The organism is Pseudoalteromonas sp. MMG013, assembly GCF_018100885.1.
Classification (GTDB): Bacteria; Pseudomonadota; Gammaproteobacteria; order Enterobacterales; family Alteromonadaceae; genus Pseudoalteromonas; species Pseudoalteromonas aurantia.
Window position 1 is genome coordinate 126384 of sequence record NZ_JAGJEE010000007.1, and the last position, 19529, is coordinate 145912.

At 41.2% G+C, this 19529-nt stretch carries 20 protein-coding genes; all 20 read right to left on the bottom strand.

The features are described from left to right. Positions 1-7: 7 nt before the first annotated feature. Positions 8-790 (bottom strand): protein phosphatase CheZ, encoded by a 783-nt coding sequence (locus J8L98_RS09585; protein ID WP_210996219.1) that lies wholly within the window; start codon positions 788-790, stop codon positions 8-10. Between the two features lie 19 nt (positions 791-809). Then, positions 810-1193, bottom strand: a complete 384-nt coding sequence (cheY, locus tag J8L98_RS09590; protein ID WP_010364893.1) for a chemotaxis response regulator CheY — start codon at positions 1191-1193, stop codon at positions 810-812. Between the two features lie 38 nt (positions 1194-1231). Then, positions 1232-1966 (bottom strand): RNA polymerase sigma factor FliA, encoded by a 735-nt coding sequence (locus tag J8L98_RS09595; protein WP_210996220.1) that lies wholly within the window; start codon positions 1964-1966, stop codon positions 1232-1234. Positions 1967-1968: 2 nt separating this feature from the next. Continuing rightward, the gene (locus J8L98_RS09600; RefSeq protein ID WP_010364898.1) at positions 1969-2829 is read right to left on the bottom strand and encodes a MinD/ParA family protein; all 861 of its coding nucleotides are present in this window, start codon (positions 2827-2829) and stop codon (positions 1969-1971) included. Then, positions 2822-4339 carry a flagellar biosynthesis protein FlhF gene (gene flhF, locus J8L98_RS09605; RefSeq protein WP_210996221.1) on the bottom strand — a complete coding sequence of 506 codons (1518 nt, stop codon included), beginning with the start codon at positions 4337-4339 and terminating at the stop codon, positions 2822-2824. Before flhF ends, J8L98_RS09600 begins: the two co-directional genes overlap by 8 nt. A gap of 21 nt (positions 4340-4360) precedes the next feature. Further along, the gene (gene flhA, locus J8L98_RS09610) at positions 4361-6460 is read right to left on the bottom strand and encodes a flagellar biosynthesis protein FlhA (RefSeq protein ID WP_210996222.1); all 2100 of its coding nucleotides are present in this window, start codon (positions 6458-6460) and stop codon (positions 4361-4363) included. Positions 6461-6603: 143 nt separating this feature from the next. Continuing rightward, complete coding sequence (gene flhB / locus J8L98_RS09615; protein ID WP_210996223.1) at positions 6604-7734, bottom strand: flagellar biosynthesis protein FlhB; 1131 nt, start codon at positions 7732-7734, stop codon at positions 6604-6606. Between the two features lies 1 nt (position 7735). Next, the gene (fliR, locus tag J8L98_RS09620) at positions 7736-8515 is read right to left on the bottom strand and encodes a flagellar biosynthetic protein FliR (RefSeq protein ID WP_192506858.1); all 780 of its coding nucleotides are present in this window, start codon (positions 8513-8515) and stop codon (positions 7736-7738) included. A gap of 2 nt (positions 8516-8517) precedes the next feature. Continuing rightward, a complete protein-coding gene (gene fliQ, locus J8L98_RS09625; protein ID WP_192506857.1) occupies positions 8518-8787 on the bottom strand; it encodes a flagellar biosynthesis protein FliQ in 270 nt (89 codons plus the stop codon). A gap of 1 nt (position 8788) precedes the next feature. Next, positions 8789-9529 (bottom strand): flagellar type III secretion system pore protein FliP, encoded by a 741-nt coding sequence (gene fliP / locus J8L98_RS09630; protein ID WP_192506856.1) that lies wholly within the window; start codon positions 9527-9529, stop codon positions 8789-8791. Continuing rightward, positions 9522-9917 carry a flagellar biosynthetic protein FliO gene (fliO, locus tag J8L98_RS09635; protein WP_210996224.1) on the bottom strand — a complete coding sequence of 132 codons (396 nt, stop codon included), beginning with the start codon at positions 9915-9917 and terminating at the stop codon, positions 9522-9524. Before fliO ends, fliP begins: the two co-directional genes overlap by 8 nt. Next, positions 9914-10312 carry a flagellar motor switch protein FliN gene (gene fliN / locus J8L98_RS09640; RefSeq protein WP_192506854.1) on the bottom strand — a complete coding sequence of 133 codons (399 nt, stop codon included), beginning with the start codon at positions 10310-10312 and terminating at the stop codon, positions 9914-9916. Before fliN ends, fliO begins: the two co-directional genes overlap by 4 nt. A 28-nt stretch (positions 10313-10340) precedes the next feature. Then, complete coding sequence (fliM, locus tag J8L98_RS09645) at positions 10341-11435, bottom strand: flagellar motor switch protein FliM (RefSeq protein ID WP_210996225.1); 1095 nt, start codon at positions 11433-11435, stop codon at positions 10341-10343. 12 nt (positions 11436-11447) lie between these two features. Next, positions 11448-11969 carry a flagellar basal body-associated protein FliL gene (gene fliL, locus J8L98_RS09650; RefSeq protein WP_210996226.1) on the bottom strand — a complete coding sequence of 174 codons (522 nt, stop codon included), beginning with the start codon at positions 11967-11969 and terminating at the stop codon, positions 11448-11450. Between the two features lie 57 nt (positions 11970-12026). Next, on the bottom strand, positions 12027-14087 hold the full coding sequence (locus J8L98_RS09655; protein WP_210996227.1) for a flagellar hook-length control protein FliK: 2061 nt from the start codon (positions 14085-14087) through the stop codon (positions 12027-12029). Positions 14088-14165: 78 nt separating this feature from the next. Next, complete coding sequence (gene fliJ / locus J8L98_RS09660; RefSeq protein WP_210996228.1) at positions 14166-14609, bottom strand: flagellar export protein FliJ; 444 nt, start codon at positions 14607-14609, stop codon at positions 14166-14168. Continuing rightward, a complete protein-coding gene (gene fliI, locus J8L98_RS09665; RefSeq protein WP_210996229.1) occupies positions 14609-15940 on the bottom strand; it encodes a flagellar protein export ATPase FliI in 1332 nt (443 codons plus the stop codon). The genes fliJ and fliI overlap by 1 nt, the downstream gene beginning before the upstream one ends. Positions 15941-15961: 21 nt before the next feature. Then, complete coding sequence (fliH, locus tag J8L98_RS09670; RefSeq protein ID WP_210996230.1) at positions 15962-16777, bottom strand: flagellar assembly protein FliH; 816 nt, start codon at positions 16775-16777, stop codon at positions 15962-15964. A 3-nt stretch (positions 16778-16780) separates the two neighbouring features. After that, entirely contained in the window at positions 16781-17821 is a 1041-nt protein-coding gene (gene fliG / locus J8L98_RS09675) for a flagellar motor switch protein FliG (RefSeq protein ID WP_010364930.1), read from the bottom strand. Then, positions 17814-19526 carry a flagellar basal-body MS-ring/collar protein FliF gene (gene fliF, locus J8L98_RS09680; protein ID WP_192506847.1) on the bottom strand — a complete coding sequence of 571 codons (1713 nt, stop codon included), beginning with the start codon at positions 19524-19526 and terminating at the stop codon, positions 17814-17816. The genes fliG and fliF overlap by 8 nt, the downstream gene beginning before the upstream one ends. Positions 19527-19529: the final 3 nt, after the last annotated feature.

Sequence of the window (19529 nt, forward strand, 5' to 3'; positions counted from 1 at the left end):
TCTCCTATTAGAAGCCTAAACTAGACAATAAATCATCTACTTCATCTTGCCCAGAAACCACATCATCGCGAGTATCCGCATCCAATATGGGGCCTTCGGGACCTGATATAGCATCGATGTCTACTTCAGTTGCTTGAACTACCGCTTGCTCAGCGATTACGTCACTTTCTTGGGCTGGTAGTTCATCAGTCGTACCAAAAACGGTAAGCATATGGATAAGGTTATCTTCAACTTCCCTGACAAGTTCAATAACACGGCGAATAACTTGACCGGTTAAATCTTGATAATCTTGTGCCATTAGCACGTTAGTCATCAGGCCCTGTAACTCGTCAGTACGAGTTTGAGAGCCCTGCATAAAACGATCTAGGTCATGACAAAGCGTTTTAAATTCACCGAGTTGGATATCTCGGCTCATTAAACGATCCCACGTAGGCTTTATCTCTGAGATTTCGTCACCTAACTGTTGCGCTAAAGGTAAGCTAGCCTCTATTGCATCCATTGTTTTGTTAGCTGCATTCTCAGTCATTTCCATGACATAATTTAAACGTTGTTTAGCGTCAGGAATGGCTTCAGTCGTCAAATCAGCAAGGCGAGTATCGAGTTCGAAACTTTTTAGAGACTCATGCAATTGACGGGTTAATTTACCCACCTCCGCAAACAACTCGGACTGTTCTTTATTCGCAGCATCCAGTATAAGTTGGTCTGCTTTATCTTGCTCACCTTGTTCCAAATAAACAACAAGTTGTTTAGCTTGCTCAAGGGTGATTTGAGGCACAGAAGGCGTTGACATAAGCCTCTCCTTCTTATTGTTAACCTAAACGTTCAAACACTTTTTCTAACTTAGTTTTTAGCGTTCCTGCAGTAAACGGTTTAACTATATATCCATTTACACCAGCTTGCGCAGCAGCTACTATCTGCTCTTTTTTAGCTTCTGCTGTTACCATCAGAACAGGTATGTGCTTTAAACTATCGTCAGCCCTAATTGCACGCAATAAATCTATTCCTTGCATACCAGGCATATTCCAGTCTGTTACAACAAAATCAAACTCTTGATTTTGAAGCATGGGAAGCGCCGTACTTCCATCATCAGCTTCTTGTACATTTGTAAAGCCTAAGTCTCTAAGTAAGTTTTTGATTATTCTCCTCATTGTAGAAAAATCATCAACCACGAGAATTTTCATGTTTTTATCCAAAACATCCTCCAGTGAGGTTTCAACCTATTATTTTTACTCTAATTGACCCAGTCATTGATTTTAGCTTTGAGCTTTATCATTGCCTGCCCATGGATTTGGCTAACACGAGATTCACTAACATCAAGTATCTGGCCTATTTCTTTTAAATTCATTTCGTCGTTATAGTAAAGAGAGAGTACTAAACTATCCCTTTCTGGTAGCGATTGTATCGCTGTCAGCAACGATTCATTAAAACGTTCATTTTTAACGTTATTAAAAGGTTTGTCTAGCGATAAATCATGGTTTGCAGGAGTAATCACGTCTTCATCAACGCCTAAATCCTCGATACCGATAATTTTACTCGCATTTACATCATGTAGAATATGATGGTACTCATCTAACGTAATATCAAGTTTTTCAGCAATTTCAGTATCTTTTGGTTCTCTTCCCAACACAGATTCAAGGAAAGATATCGCTTCAGCCACCGTCCTGCTGTTTTTATGAACAGAACGTGGAGCCCAATCACCCCGGCGGATTTCATCCAACATCGCGCCCCGGATCCGAATACCCGCGAATGTTTCAAAACTTGCCCCTTTACTGGCGTCAAAGTTTTTTGACGCCTCGATGAGACCAATCATACCTGATTGAATTAAATCATCTAATTGAATATTTGCAGGTAGCCTTGCCAATAAATGGCATGCCACCTTTTTTACAAGTGATGCATGACGTTCAACCACCATGCTCAAGTGTTCTGTTGTTTGATACCCCATCGCTTTACTCACCGATGATGCCATAGTTACCCATTGACAAGTTGTTCAATAAAAAACTCTAAATGCCCTGATGGCTGATGTGGTATAGGCCATTTAGCGGCCTTGCTTGCCAGTCCACGAAATGCAACCGCGGCTGGAGACTTAGGAAATAGCTCAACAATTGTTTTTTGACGCCGCGAAGACTTTCGCATGTTTTCGTCATACGGAACTGTTGCAACAAGCTCAAGTGCCACATCTAAGAATCTATCCGTCACTTTAGACAGTTTAGCAAATAACTCTTGGCCTTCTCTTAAACTACGCACCATATTCGCAACTATTTTAAATTTGTAAACGCCATGCTCTCTGCTTAAAACTTTAATCAATGCATAAGCATCTGTAATGGACGTTGGCTCATCACATACAACGACCATTACGTCCTGTGCTGCTCTAGAGAAGCTTAGCACCATATCCGAGATACCGGCGGCAGTATCTACAATTAAAATGTCAAATTCAGTATTTAACTCACTAAATGCCCGGATCAACCCAGCATGCTCTGCCGGTGTAAGCTCAACCATATTCTGTGAGCCGGATGTCGCAGGCACTATTTTTATGCCTGCTGGCCCTTCAACTAAAATCTCATCTAGCTCACATTCGCCCGATAAAACATGAGATAAATTCTTTTCGACACGCAGACCCAACATGACATCACAATTTGCCAACCCTAAATCAGCGTCTAAAACTAATACTCTGTTACCTTGTTGACCTAGCGCTATAGCCGTGTTCAAAGACACATTGGTTTTACCCACGCCACCCTTACCACCAGTAACGGCTATGACTTTAACACCATGGTTATTATTTTGATTCATCCTACGCAGGCCACTTGCTTGATCTAAAACTGTGTTAATCATACATTCCTACTGTCTGAGACGCCACTGCTTCGCGCCTCGAATGTTGTGCTTTTATTCTCTTTAAATACAATTGCTCAGCTTTTTTGACTAACTTTTGAGCATTTGCCACTCGAATGTCTTCTGGCACCCGTTGACCATTAGTAAGATACCCTATTGGCAAGCGATTTTGAATCGCAATACTGATAATCTCACCTAAACTTAGACATTCATCAAGTTTTGTGAAAATACAGCCACTTAAATTTACTTTTTGAAAGTGACGGACCGACTCTTGTAAAACATGCATCTGTGAAGTCGCACTTAATACTAAATAACTTCTAATATCAACTCTTGCGCTACGCATTAAAGTATTTAATTGTTCTGTTAATCGCAAATCTCTTTGACTCATTCCTGCTGTGTCTATTAATACTAGACGCTTATTGCGTAAATGATATAAAACTTCTGCTAATTCATTGGCATCTTTTACTTGCTTTACAGGACAACCTATAATCCGGCCATATGTCGCTAACTGCTCATAAGCACCTATTCTATACGTATCTGTCGTAATTAGCGCTACTTTGTCAGCTCCGTATTTTTGTGCGCCTAATGCCGCAAGTTTTGCCACAGTGGTTGTTTTACCCACACCAGTTGGACCAACTAACGCATAAACACCACCTTGGCGTAAAATATCATTATTAGTTGTATGCATTTGGTTTACGACCATATTAAGCAATGCATTCCATGCTTCTTTGCGCGAAACATCATCTGGAATAAAACACGCCATTTGTTCCGCAACCTCTGAATCAATCCCCATACCTTGCAGGCGATCAATTAAACAGGCTCTTGTAGGATCTCTGCGTGCCATATCTTGTTGCATCAACCCGGAAACTTGGTGCTCTAACAACTGACGAATTGCATTCATTTCTTCGCGCATTGACGTCATTTCGTCTGGCTGGACTTCACCTGACGGTTTAACTATATCATCACCAAACCCAGACTCTAATTCATCCTCAAACTGCCAATCAGCGTTACTTTCAGTGTGACGAGCTGAAATATCCATTGGTTTTGATTTCGTTGGTCTAACATGACTTTGTTGAGTCGGCGCGCTTTGACGCTGTCCCACTGAACCATATTGACCACCGGCTTCTGCATGCTTATTGAATACTTGGTCTGTATCAATACCAGATTGCGAAAACATCGATGCCAACTCAGGAGAACGGGGACGAGGTGCTTGGCGCTCTAACAGAGCTTGCAAGCTATCTGCAACTTGAGCTTGTGGCTCAGGCCGTGCTCTTTGAGGCTCTGGACGTACAAATCTAGGCGGTTGTGATTGCGGTTGCGTAACCGTTTCTGCTAGATTTTCTGAAACCTGAGGTTGTTTCACTAGTTCTCGGTCATTATCTACCGCTGCAACGATCTCAACACCATCTGCCAACTTTTTATTTGACATGATTACAGCATCAACGCCAAGTTCTTCTTTGACTTCCTTTAATGCTGTGCGCATATCTTTAGCAAAAAAACGTTTAATTTTCATGTTACAACCCCTTGAGTCCTATTATTGTCCAACTGAGCTCACAATCTTGATTTGCCTTTCATCTGGTACTTCTTGATATGACATCACTCGAAGTCCAGGTATTGTATGTTTAACAAATCTTGAGAGCACACTTCTCAACATACCTGAGGTTAATAAAATAGACGGGTCACCTAACATTTCTTGCGTTTGATGCGCTTCTCGTAACGATTCTTGAAGCCGCTCCGCAAGGCCTGGTTCGATACCTGCCCCTTCATCACCTGCGTTCTGAAGTGACTGATGCAACATCTGTTCCAACTCAGGCGCCAATGTTATGACAGGGATTTCTTCCGCAGCTCCTACTGCATCTTGAATAATCAATCGTCGTAACGAGATTCGTACAGCAGCGGTGAGTACATCTGGGTCTTGACTACGAGGGCCATACTCTACAAGCGTTTGAATTATTGACCGCATATCTCTAATTGCGACCCCTTCGTTGAGTAAGTTTTGTAATACTTTAACGATAGTCGTGAGGGGCAATACATCTGGCACCAAACCTTCTACAAGTCTCGGATGACTTTTCGCCAAAATATCCAATAGGTTCTGAACTTCCTCATGACCTAATAATAATGATGCATTATTGGTCAACAATTGGCTTATATGTGTTGCAACGACTGTTGCGGCATCAACCACAGTATACCCGAGCGAGTGCGCTTCATCTTTTTGTTCAGGCTTAATCCAAACAGCCTCTAAACCAAAAGCAGGATCAGTGGTCGCAACACCATTAATGGGACCAAATACTTGACCTGGGTTAATTGCAAGTTCATCGCCATGTTTTAGCTCTCCATCACCTGAACCAACCCCCATTAAAGTAATATTATAAGCATTTGGGTCTAGCTCTAAATTATCTCTAATATGTACAGGTGGAACCAAAAATCCCAATTCTTGAGATAGCTTTTTACGAACACCTTTAATTCTACTTAATAGTTCACCACCTTGTGCTTGATCTACCAATGGTATTAGTCGGTAACCAACTTCAAGGCCTATAACATCCACAGGCTGAACGTCGTCCCAACCAAGCTCTTTTTGATCTTGTTTTCGAGCTGCGATGTCACCACCTTTGGCTTCTTCCGCTTGCTTTGCCTCCTCTACTTTTATTTTTTGAGACTGGGTGTAATACGCTAAATACCCGAGTAATGCACCTAAACTCAAAAATGCAACATGAGGCATCCCGGGTACAAGCCCCATAACAATTAAAATCGCGGCAGCTATTGATAATGACTTTTCATTTCCAAGTTGCTCCTTAAATTGATCTCCCATATTGTGGGATTCATTTTGTCTGGTTACAACAATTGCAGTCCCGATAGACAGAAGCAACGACGGCAATTGCGCCACAAGTCCATCTCCGATGGTAAGTAGAGTATAAACCTCCATCGCTTTACCAAACGCTAGATCATGTTGGATCATACCAACAAACAAACCACCAATAATATTAATAACGAGAATCACAATACCTGCTATTGCATCGCCCTTTACAAACTTGCTTGCTCCATCCATTGAACCATAAAAATCAGCTTCTCGGGTTACTTCATCTCGTCTCGCCCGCGCCTCATCTGCACTAATAAAGCCAGCATTTAAATCCGCGTCTATCGCCATTTGTTTTCCTGGCATCGCATCTAATGTAAATCGTGCTGATACTTCAGAAATACGCCCCGCACCTTTAGTGATTACAACAAAGTTAATAATAATTAGAATTAAAAAGACCACTAAGCCAACTGCGTAATTTCCGCCGATTACCACTGAGCCAAATGCTTCAATTACTTTACCAGCCGCATCACCACCATTGTGCCCTTCCAGTAAAACAACTCGTGTACTTGCAACATTTAATGCCAATCGCATAATTGTTGCAATAAGTAACACTGCTGGAAACATACCAAATTCTAATGGTTTCATGGTGTAAACGGTCACCAATAATACGACTAGTGCTAGCGCGATATTAAAAGAAAATAAAATATCTAGTAGAAAAGGAGGTAGCGGTAAGATAACCATGCCTAGCGCAGCCAGAACCATTAGAGGGGTACCTACACCCTTTGCATATTCTTTTTTATCTCTATTGATTTGCTGTAAAACTGCTTTAAAATCCATAACTTACTAACTACAAAATATTGACACTGATTAGTAGAAAGCAAATTATGCGCCATAAAGTTACTAACCCTAAATTTATAAGGAAATGATGAAAAATGTAGAGCATAAATAAATGTTACGCTTGTCTAAAAAAGCCGTGAAGTTTAGTGCTTCAACTCATTGGGAATAGGTAGATCACCATTAAGCTCTGTCGGTCGCTTGCCACGGCCCTTTTGAAAACGCTTTAACTGAAATACAAAAGCGAGTACTTGTGCTACGGCTGTAAACAATTGATCTGGTATTTGCTGACCAACTTCAGTCGTGTGGTATAAAGAACGTGTTAAGGCTGGTGATTCAACAATAGGCACTTCATTACCTATTGCGACCTTTCTAATTTGCATCGCCAACTCGTCAACCCCCTTGGCTAATACAATGGGTGCGCCTGCTTTTTCGGTATCATATTTTAACGCAACAGAGTAATGGGTTGGATTGGTCACAATCACATCAGCATCTGGTACATCTTGCATCATTCTCCGTTGAGACATTTCCCTTTGAGTTCGGCGAATACGCGCTTTAATTTGCGGATCACCTTCAGAGTTCTTATATTCATCTTTGACCTCTTGTAAAGTCATTTTAAGCTGCTTATGATGATTATAACTTTGGTATGGGGCATCAATGGCTGAAATAATAATTAACGTACAACTCAGGGCTAAGAACATCCATGCCAATATCTCTAATGCGTGAATGATGCTACTTGGGATTTGCTCAACACTTAAATGCAAAATTTCATAAAAAAAAGTATTAATCAGATAAATCGCAAATCCAGCAACCAACACGAACTTTAACAATGCCTTTATCAGCTCTACGCCAGCCTGTGGCCCAAGGATTCTCTTTATGCCTTTTGCAGGTGACATCTTGCTCGCTTTTGGGGCTGCAGCTTGCCAACTAAAATTAAAGCCGCCTAGCAGCGTATTACCAATAATAGCTGCAACTGCAATGATAAAAACAAACATAGACATCGGAAAAATAAGCTCTGAAAACATTTCTCCCCAGATAGAAAACATCTTAGTTGTATCATACGTTTCGTTACGATTTAAGCTTAATGCTCGACCCATGATATTATACAAACCTTTACCTATATCTGGTCCATATAATAATAATGATATCGATGAAAAAATGAGTACGAACGTAGTTCCAAGCTCTTTAGAACGAGCAATCTGCCCTTTCTTACGAGACTCTTCAATTTTTTTCCCCGTGGGCTCTTCTGTTTTTTCTTGTCCTGAATCTTCTGCCATATTACACCGTACAACCGATCAAATTGCACATTAGTTCAACAGTTTTAAGCCATTGAAACTCATACTGTACAATAAAGTTTCCTAACGTAGCCCAAATAATAGTTAGGCCTGCAACAAGCGTAAATGCAAAACCAACTGCAAATATATTCATTTGCGGCGCAGCACGGGTCATAATGCCAAATGAAATATTAATAACCAGCATCGCCGTCAATGGCGCTAAAGATAATGCCAATGCGGTGGTAAACATCCAGCCACCCCAATTAATTATTTGCCAATAATTATCAACAATCCACCACTGCTCATTAATAGGAAATGTTTCAAAGCTAAACACCACCATTTGGATCATCATCAAATGACCATTAAAGACAAAAAAAAGTAAAGTAGCCAATATCAAGTAAAATTGACCAACCGCAGGAACACTCAAGCCATTTGCAGGGTCAACCACTGAAGCAAAACCAAGGCCTGTTTGCATGGCTAAAATCTGCCCAGCAATAATAAATGTATTGAGTAAAAGGAGGGATGCAAAACCAATCGCAATACCAATAATCATTTGTTGGATCACAACAAAGATCATCGAAAATGAAAATAGGTCGGTAAATTGGGATGCTGGTAACGCTGGGACAACAGCAAAAGTAACAGTGACAGACAGTCCTAACTTTATTCTTGTTGGCACACTTTGCGCCCCCAACCCTGCCATAACCATGATCATCGAGCTAATACGAACTAAAGGCAGCAGGAAGTCACTTAACCACTGCATAACAATTGTTATTGGGAAATCCACTGCTAGCCCGCAACTTCAGGAATTAATAAAACCAAACCTTTGAAATAATCCATCAACTCTTGTGTTAACCAATGACCACCAGCAATTAAAGCTAAAATAGTGACTATTAAACGCGGCAAGAAACTCAACGTCTGTTCATTAATTGATGTAGCAGCCTGGAAAACAGCAACTACGATTCCGATAGATAAGCCAGGAAGTACAATTGCTGCAACTAACTTTATTACTAAAAACAATGCATTACTTAATATGTCAACAAATACTTCTGGTTCCATACTACGTCCCCAGTCCAAAGCTCCGAGCTAGCGTGCCCATAACCAAGCCCCAGCCATCAACAAGTACAAAAAGCATGATCTTAAACGGTAGAGACACTATCATAGGTGAAAGCATCATCATACCCATTGCCATCAAGACACTGGCAACCACCAAGTCCACAATGAGAAATGGGATAAAAAACATAAAACCTATAATAAATGCCGTTTGTAATTCACTCGTTACGAAAGCAGGAATAATCACAACAAATGGTGTGTCTTCTGGCGCATTCAAGTTATCGTAACCAGCTATTTTTGCGAAGGTTTCTAAATCCTTTAAACGGGTTTGCGATAACATAAATGCTTTTATCGGTTCCTTTGCTTCAGTGAGCGCTTGCACAGACGTCAATTGTTCATTCAAATACGGTTGCACTGCTTTATCATTTATCTGACCAAAGATAGGTGCCATAATAAAAAATGTTAGAAACAATGACATACCTAACAAAATTTGATTTGATGGTGATTGCTGAAGGCCTATCGCCTGACGCAGTATAGCAAGCACTATAATAATTCTTGTAAAGGAGGTCATCATAATAACTGCTGCAGGAATAAAGCCCAACGCAGTCATGATTGCCAGTACTTGCAATGTCACAGAGTACTCTTGTGAGCCATCTGGATTAGTAGTCACACTTAATGCACCGATCCCTTCAGCACTCACATAAGGTGTAAACAATAGTAAAAGTACTATCACTAATAATCTAATCATTTGGTGTATTCTTATTCTCGGGCGTAAAAAATCGGCTTAGTTCTTTTGCAAACACGGGGCTACTTTGCTCGTCGAGCGGTTTGTCTAATTGATATAGATAATTAATATTTTGCGGTGTAACCCCAAGTAAAAGCTGTTTATCATCAATTTCTATAACCAGTAAGCGCTCTTTAGTCCCCAAAGGGAGGCTTCTAATCACTTTGAAATCAGTGTTATTACCAATGTTGGGATTTAACTTTTTCAGAAAAAACCCTAACCCAATGATCAACAATAACACCATCAAAAGAGACAAACCAACTGACACTAGCTCTGAACTGAAGCCCGAGGGCTGTACAGCAGTATAAGCTACACTTGGGTATAAACTAATTGCAAATAAAAAATGTTTCATCGTAATTTTTTTATACGTTCAACTTGGCTGATAACATCCGTTAGACGAATACCAAACTTGTCATTTACTACAACAACCTCTCCATGTGCAATAAGAGTACCATTAACAAGTACATCTAGAGGCTCACCAGCGACTCTGTCGAGCTCTACAACTGAGCCTTGGTTTAATTGTAATAAATTACGGATATTAATTTTAGACCTCCCCACTTCCATAGAAATAGTCACTGGTATGTCTAAAATGGTATCTAGTTTTCGGGCTTCATCGGCTGACAAGTTACCTGATGCATCTGTTAACTCATCAAGCTCTGCTAACTCAGGCTCTCCACCTTGATCCGCATCATCAGCCTCTGCTAATGCCGCAGCCCACTCATCCATTGTATCTTGGTCATCACTCATACTATTAAAACCTTTATTAAATCAATTATCACCAATCTAAATCTACGCCATCAGATAAGTGCAAATCTTCTTCTAATTCAGCCAGCTCAGCATCAGAGTCAAGTTTCTTTCCACCTTTAGTAAAGACATGCAACTCTGATTTCACAGATTCTGGACGTTTAATTTTCTCGCTGATCTGCAGCGCTATATTGTCTCTTGAACGACCCATTTTTGCTCGATATGTTGGTAATTCCTCAACAAATACCGTTATATGCTCTGGCATTTCAACCGGGATCACATCCCCCGTTTTCAACCCCATAATTTGTTCAAGGGATAAATCAACCTCAAGAAGTTGTGTTGATAACTCAACCTCAACGTCCATAATCTCATCTCTGAGCGCTTTACTCCATCGTAAGTCGGTATCTTCAGTGTCTGATTGCACACCCGCATCAAGGAGTTCACGAATCGGCTCTAACATAGAGTAAGGTAGGGATATATGGAAGTCGCCACCACCACCATCGAGCTCAATGTGAAAAGAGCTAATAACAACCACTTCCGTAGGGCTCACAATATTTGCCATTGCTGGGTTTACTTCTGAATCTAAATACTCAAACGAAACATCCATTACAGGTGCCCACGCTTCTTTATAATCTTCAAAAATAATCTTTAGCAGCATCTGAACGATACGTCTTTCGGTTGGGGTAAATTCTCGACCTTCAATTTTAGCGTGATAGCGACCATCACCACCAAAAAAGTTATCCACTAAAATAAAAACAAGTCTCGCTTCCATGGTGATAAGACCTGTCCCCTTCAAAGGTCGAAAACGCACCATATTCAAGCTGGTTGGTACAAATAAGGTATGTATATATTCACCAAATTTGAGCATTTGCACACCGTTTATCGATACTTCTGCTGTACGGCGCATCATATTAAACAAGCTAATTCGCATATGGCGAGCAAAACGTTCGTTCACAATTTCAAGGGTTGGCATACGCCCACGAACAATACGATCTTGCGATGAGAAATCGTACTGTAGCGCATGAGAGGACTCACCTTCTTCACCTTCAACAACTTCTTCTTCTTCAACTTCATCGACACCATGCAATAGTGCATCAATTTCGTCTTGAGATAATAAATCACTCACCGTAGGACTCCATTACTGCATCACAAAGCCAGTAAATAATACACGCTCAACAACTTTACTACCCTCGACACCTTCCATTGCAGCCTGTACTTTATCTAAAGCAGTTAAGCGTAACGTTTCTTTTCCAGCACTAGTACTCAATTCATCTGCCGTCGTAGTTGAAAATACACTTAGCAGGGTCCCTTCTATCAAGGGTATATGCTTTTTAGCAATTTCTTCATTGCCATCACCACGAACCAATAACTGCACTTTTATCTGCACTATACGATCTCGGCTTGCGCCCGGTACATTAAAAACAAAAGGTCTCGGCATCGCAACATATAGTGCACTGCCGGTTTCAGCTGCTGAACTTGGCTCTGGCGCTTCAACAATTGCTGTTTCTTCCTCGAGTGTTTCCGCTGGTTCATCCGAGCCAGACATTAAGAAAAATCCAGCTACGCCTCCTAAGATAACCACAACTGCGGCTATAATAATAATCAGCTTTTTTTTACCGCCACCAGCTTCTTCTATCTCTAAATCTGTTTCTTCTGCCATACCAATCCTTAAAAGTGATATAAAGTCACAAGGTTTCTTTATATATCATAGCAGTTGTTAGGCATAGTAATCTATTCCTGACCCTTCATCTGCTTTACTATTCATCAATTGAGCGGTATTTTGCGCCTCGTCATTGTTATTGGCAAGTCTAGAATTCCCTTCTTGTTGATTATTCTCGCTTTGTTCATCCCGTTGACCTTGATCCTCTTGCTGAATATTACTCTCCCCCAATTCTATGCCTTGTTCAGCCAACATCTCTTTTAGCTTTGGCATTGACTGCTCAAGAGCTTCTTTAGCCTGCTGATTTTGAACGACAAAATTGACTTGAGCTTGTTCAGCATCACTTCTAATACGAATTTGCATACTGCCTAACTCTGGTGGATCTAATCGAACTTCAGCTTCTTTATTATTCAAGTTCAACATCATCGATACCTTCTCTTGAAGCACTTTTGCAGCATCATTTCGAGCAACATTTATCGCTTGCTGTATCTCTGGATCCATCACCACTCGGCCTGATAAGAGTGATGTTTGATTTTGATTTGACACTTGTTGCCCCTGTGTAGAATCTAATATTTGCACGGGGCTGTTATAATCAACAAAGTCTGTATTGTTCACGCTTTGTGGTGCTACAGGTTGCACAATAGCTTTAAATAATTGCTCGACTTGAATATTAGATACTGGTTTTCTAAGTACATTTATTTCTGCAGTGTCTACATTATCATCAGCGGTTGCTTGACCTTTAATTACTGCCTCTTTCACTGCTTCTTCTTGCAAGGCTTTCAATTCACTACTTCGGTATCCACCGCTTTCAGATTGAGGAACCCGAGAAGTGATGCTCTCAAGTACTGAGCTTAATTTAGGCTGATTCTCATGACTTACAGCCTTAAGTGGGTTATCCGGATCCACCACATCACTTTCACCTATCTGCATTTCTATCTGTGGTGCTTTTACATTACGCTCATTGTTCATGAATTGAAGTGCGCGCTGTGCATTTTCTTTCGCCTCAGGCGATAAAGTGTTTCTATTTATGGCCTGCTGTAAAGCAAGCTGAAGTGACTTTTTCTCATTGCTATTAAGTTGTTCAATATGTGTTTTGAGCTGCAAATCTTTTTCTAGAAGCGGTGTTTTATCTTTCTGTTGAGTCACCGTAGGCTGCTCATTCATCTCCTCTTTCTTTATGAACCTACTGTCTATTGCGTTGTACTTAGTATTGCTACTCGATTGTCTATCCATAAGTACTTCAGCACTCTCTTGATTCACGTTTTCCTCTGTAGGTTTGTTCTCTCCTGTTTGTGAAGCGCTATTAATCAATGTCGGGTCTTTTCTAGCTATGTCATTATTTGCCAGAGATGACGATAAGCCAGGTGTACTTTTGTCCGGTTTATTATCCTTATAACCCGACTCTATACCCTTAACCGCTTTATCAACATCAGACGCTTTTGTGATCTGTATATCACCACTTGTCACTGCGTCATTTTTTGTACCTTTAGATATTAATTCAGCTTTATTAGTAAATAAAAGCTGATCATCCGATTCTTTCTCATTCTTTAAATTTCCCCCAATCTGTTGTTCTGGCTTGGCATTTTTTGAAGCATTCAATTGCTCTATTGCCTGTGCAACTTGAGACAGTTTTGAATACTCTGGGGTGGTCGGTTGTGTGTAACTTTTGACTGATGTACTTTGCTGTTGCGCAGCATTAATTTGCGCTAGGAAATCACCGTCACTATTGTTTGCTGTAGACTTAACACCCTCTTTTGCATCTGGCTCTACAATAATATCAGAATTGGCTTTAGTAGAAGAGCTGGCTTCATCAGTAGAGGGATTGACTTCGGCTTTATTGTCACTCGTATTAATATCATCTGTTTTACCGGCCGTTGCAGGGGTTTCATACTCTTTGCTTCTCGTCTGCAACTCTTCTTTTGGCTCTTTACCATTTCTTAACTTAGGTTTATTCTCTGGAGTCTCTTTTGAGTCATAAGACGAGGCGTACTCTTCATATCTACTCAATTCATTTGCAAATTCTTCATTAGCTACTGCTGCATCTTTTCGCTCTTCGTATTTGACTTTCTCTGAATACTCAGAGTTGAGTATAGCTAAATCTTGTTTCATATTGAGCATATGATCACCTTTTACATAACGGCAAAACCACGCCGTTCACATTAATAACTTATAAGGACAAGCAAATAACAAGCCAATTTAGCTTGCTTTACGTCGCACAAACTGATTTGTTGCAAACTCATCTAACATAGCCTGCTCTGCTTTATCTAATCGCTTCTGCTTTTCCAAAGCTCTTTTATTAATAAGCATTTCAATTGCTTTTGCTTTTACTTGTTGAGCTAGCCAAATTTTTTTCCGCTGCTCAACAACTTGTTGTGCCGTCATAACTGTTGAGGCTTGCTGCTTTATGGCATCTTCAATTTTTTTAATAAATGATTGATATTGATTAAAGCCACTGGTTTGCAGTCCCGCTAACGCTTTCAAATGAAGCTGCTGAGTATATTCAAGGCGAAAATCATTCAAGCCTTTGAGCTTTTGCTGATTAATGCTCAGGTGCTGTTGAGCCTGACTATAATTAACTCGTAGTTTTTCTTCTTTTTCACTTTCAAGCTTATACAGGAGTGCCAATTTATCTGTCGCCATTAGCCTTGCCCCAATAATTGTGCAAGCCCTTGCAAACATTCATCATAATTGAGCACATCTTTCATTCCTTGTTGTAAGAATGTATTCACTGCCGGCATCATGGTGATCGCTTGATCTAACATTGGATCACTGCCTTTTTGGTAAGCACCAAGTGTTATCATGTCTTTATTTTGTTGATACATAGAGTAAACTTGTTTCAAAACTCGTGCTTGTTGCATATGACTCTCAGACACCACTTGCGGCATAACTCGACTAATCGACTTTTCAATATCAATTGCAGGATAATGACCACTATCCGCGAGCTCTCGTGATAAAACAATATGACCATCTAGAATCGCACGCGCGGCATCTGCGATAGGATCTTGCATGTCATCACCTTCACTTAAAACCGTAAAAAATGCCGTGATTGACCCTTGCCCTTCACCGCCGTTACCAGCCCTTTCTACTAAAGCTGGCAACTTAGCAAATACTGAGGGCGGATAACCTTTAGTAGCTGGAGGTTCTCCAACCGCTAATGCGATTTCACGTTGTGCCATCGCATACCGGGTTACTGAGTCAAGTAACAACAAAACACTTAACCCCTGATCTCGAAAATACTCCGCGATTGTGATTGCACTCTCACAGCCTTTCAATCTCATCAACGGGGATGCATCCGCAGGTGCTGCAACCACAACCGAACGCTTTCGTCCCTCAGCACCTAATATTTCGTCAATAAACTCTTTTACTTCTCGACCACGTTCGCCGACTAAACCAACCACGATAACATCGGCTTCACTGCCACGCGTCATCATGCCCAAAAGTACCGATTTACCCACTCCACTTCCTGCAAATAGGCCCATTCTTTGCCCTTGACCCACAGTGATAATTGAGTTGATAGCCCTAACACCGACATCCATTGGCTCCTTGATTGGTCGCCTTGCTAATGGATTGATCGGTTCTTGAGCAAATTTTAACGTTTCTTGTGTATCGACCGAGCCTAAACCATCCAATGGACGACCAAGCCCATCAACCACTCTACCTAGCAACCCCATCCCAACTGGCAACCCTGTTTCATTCAATTGCGGAATAACGCGTGCGCCCGGTAATACTCCTGAAATATGGTCATTTGGCATCAAGTACAGCGTATCATCGTTAAAACCAATTACTTCGGCATCGACAAAACCACGAATTGTTTCAATTTTACATTGACTTCCAACGGGTGCGATTAATCCTTTAGCTTCCAGTGTTAGCCCTACAACACGTGTTAGACTGCCTGCTACGGGCACGGAGAATTGCGGTATGTGATCTTGATAGCGAGCGATCCGCTCTGCGAGAGTATTGGTTTGGCTCATCCGGTTACGTGATTCTGAATGTTAGATATCACTATCATGCAAGAATTTATCCAAAATTTCTCGCATTCGTGTTTTTAATGTCATATCAATCGATGACTGCACCGTTTTAACCTCACACCCTCCTCTAGCCAAAGTCGGTTCGGGTGTTAATTGCCATTGTTGTTTAGATAACTCTTCCTCTCCGTAGGCTTGCTTAACTAGCTCAAGATCTTCAGGGTGTAAATGCACCTTCACATTTTGCTGCACGATAGGCAACGCATCCATCGCTTTTTTCAACGCCAATAAAACTACATCAGGGTTTAATTTTACTTCTTGAAAAATAACCGCTTCCGCCAATATATTGGCAAGAAAAACCAGTTGCTTTTCACACGCTTCGTCAACAAGTCTCAGGGGAGAATTTAAATCGCTCACTAACTGAGATAACACCTGTAGCTTCTCATCTATCAATGGTTGTGCATCATCCAGCCCTTGTTGTTTACCAATTTCAACCCCCTCTTTATAACCAGCGTCTTTTCCTTCTGTCATTCCCTTATCAAAGCCATCAATATAACCTTGTTCATGACCTTGCTTTATCCCTTCTTCATAAGCATCTTGACGAATTTGCTCAAGCTCTTCCATTGTTAATGTCGGAAATTCAGGCTCATGTGCTTGCGGCTCTGCATTCACTTTTTCTTCCGGTTTTTGGAACACTTCTTCCAAAGGTTGGCCAAAAGCCGTTGAACGACCGGCATATTTCCTAGGGTCATCAGCAACATCAGGGATCGGCCAATTTTTTAGCAACTCATCTAATGCCTCTCCCTCAACAGGGCGCCCTTTATAAAACTTTGGATCACTCATGGTTTACAAGAACTCCTCACCGCCACCACCGCCTAGCATAATTTCACCGGAATCAGCTAATCTTCTGGCCGTTGAGAGTACTTCTTTTTGAGCGGCTTCCACTTCACTTATTCGCACAGGGGGCATTGCCTCTAAGTCATCAGCCATCATCTCGGCAGCACGCTTCGACATATTGGCCAAAATCTTATCTTTGAGTGCATCATCTGTGCCTTTGATAGCTTTCATCAACACATCTTGTTGAACTTCACGGAGAATCGCTTGAATACCTCTGTCTTCCACATCCAATAGATTCTCAAATACAAACATTAAGTCTTGGATCTGCTGTGACATCTCTTCATCATGCTCACGTATAGAGTCCATTAATTGCCCTTCAACATTGGTATCTAGATAATTCATAATATCCGCAGCCGCTTTCAAGCCACCCATTTTAGCTGCTTGTGCGCCCGCTTGACCAGCAAACTGTTTCTCCATAATTTCATTTAGTTCTTGTAAAGCGGCCGGCTGAACTTCTTCTAAGTTAGCAATACGCATAGTCAAATCTAAACGAACCTTCTCCGGGAATTGAGACAAAATCTCCGCCGATTGCTCTGGTTCTAAGTATGACAAAACAATGGTTTGGATCTGAGGGTGCTCATTTCGGATTATATTCGCAACTTGCTTTGAATCCATCCACTTGAGTGAATCCAAACCTTTAGCGCCCGAGCCCATGACAATTTGGTCAATCAAACTCGCCGCTTTATCTTCACCCAATGCTGCGGTTAATGCTTTACGAATAAAATCTTCTGACTGGAAGCCAATAGTACTGAAACTCTGTATTTGTTCAATGAACAGATTATGTACAGCACTAATCTTAGATTGAGATAAATCATCTAATGCAGCCATCGACATACCGACTTTTTGTACTTGCTTTGGCTCAAGGTGCTTCAGTATCTGAGCTGCATCTTCTTCGGTAAGGCTCAATAATAAGATTGCAGCTTTATCAACACCATCAAGTTTTTCAACATCAAAGGTTGCCGGTAATTGTTTTTGTTCTTCATCAGTCATCTTCTGTTAACCACGCTTTCACTACTTGTGAGGAGAGTTCTGGCTCGTTAGCTACTAAAGCTCGTACTGCTTTAAGTAAGTCTTCATCGCCATGTAAGTCCGGTAATTGTAATGTACCATCTGACGAGAAACCAACAGCAGCTGAATCAAAATCGTTATTTAACATATCTAACGTGCTATCACCTAAGTCAACACCTGAAGTTAATGAATCTTCATCAAACTCTTCTAATGTATCATCTGGGTAAATCAGACGCTTCAACATCGGTCTTACAACCGCTAGAATTAACACAATAATAACCAATGCTCCCATCACAAGACGCATTGTTTTCATAAACCACTCTTGTTCCCACAAAGGTAGCTCAGCAGTTTCTAAAATGTCTTCTCGCACAAAGGGCACTGTCACAACTTCAAGTGCATCACCACGCTGCATATCAAACCCTACACCACCTTGCAGTAACCGTCTTATGTTATTAATTTCTTCTTGGCTTCTTGGTGCCATAGTTACGGTGCCCTCGGCATCTGCTTTCGCCAAATAATCAACCGCAACTGACACACTGATCCTGCGTATAACACCACTTTGTTGGCGCTTATGACTAATCGTGGTATCTAGTTCATAATTACGTGTTGCTTCTTTATGCGTTCTACTTGGATTTGCATTATTTCGCCCATTGCCTTGTCCAGCAACTTCAGGAATATTTGAATTAACAGGAGGCTGATTCGTCAACGCACCAGGGATCCCTACTGCCAGCCCTCCGATGTTATTTTCTTCGAAGGTTGTTTCACTTCTCACTGCCGGCAAATCAGGGTTAAAGCGCTTTTGTGTTTCTTCGATGGCGCTAAAGTCCATTGTTAAGTCAACTTGCGCTGTAAATTTCCCTAATCCAACTACTGGGATTAAAATACTGTCAATTTTTTCTAAGTACTCTTGCTCTCTTTTACGCTCTAAATCATACTCTTTACGAGAGCGAGCGGCCAAAGAGTCTTGAGAACCCGAGTTAAGTAAACGGCCGTTTTGATTTGTCACAGTTACTCGCGCCGGTTCAAGTCCTTGAACAGCTGATGCGACAATATCAACAATAGCATCCACTTCTTCTCCACCCAGAGAGCGGCCCCGTTTAAGCGTGATTACAACTGTTGCAGAAGGTTTTTTCTCTCTTCTTGCGAATACATTTTCTTTTGGGATAGCCAGTAAAACTTTTGCTCTGGTAATATCTTGAAGTTCTTCAATTGTACGCGCGAGTTGCTGCTCGCGACCGTGCTTTAAACGCTCTCTTTCTAATCGCTGGCTCACACCGAAACCCATATCTTGCATTAAAATATCGGTACCAGAGCTTGGCGACTGAGTAAAGCCATCCCGCGCCATTTTGAGTTTAATATTTTGGTAGTCATTTTCAGCAACCATGATGGTGTTGCCATCTAACTCATATTCGACCTTTTGCGCATCTAAAAAATCTAATGTTTGTACAAGCTCATCTGTTGGATACTGCCCTAAAGGACGCATGTCTGGTTGACGGGCCCAAATGATGATAAAAATTGCGATCGCCAAACAAATCGCCAATGCTATTACCAAAGTAACTTGACGCAACATATCAACGCCACTTAACCCACTCAAATAGCCTGATTTCTGTTCTTGTTGGTCTTCAGATCCGCCATCGCCTACAGCGCCATCGGATAAAGCCAGTTCAGTTGATTGATTCGTTGCCACAGT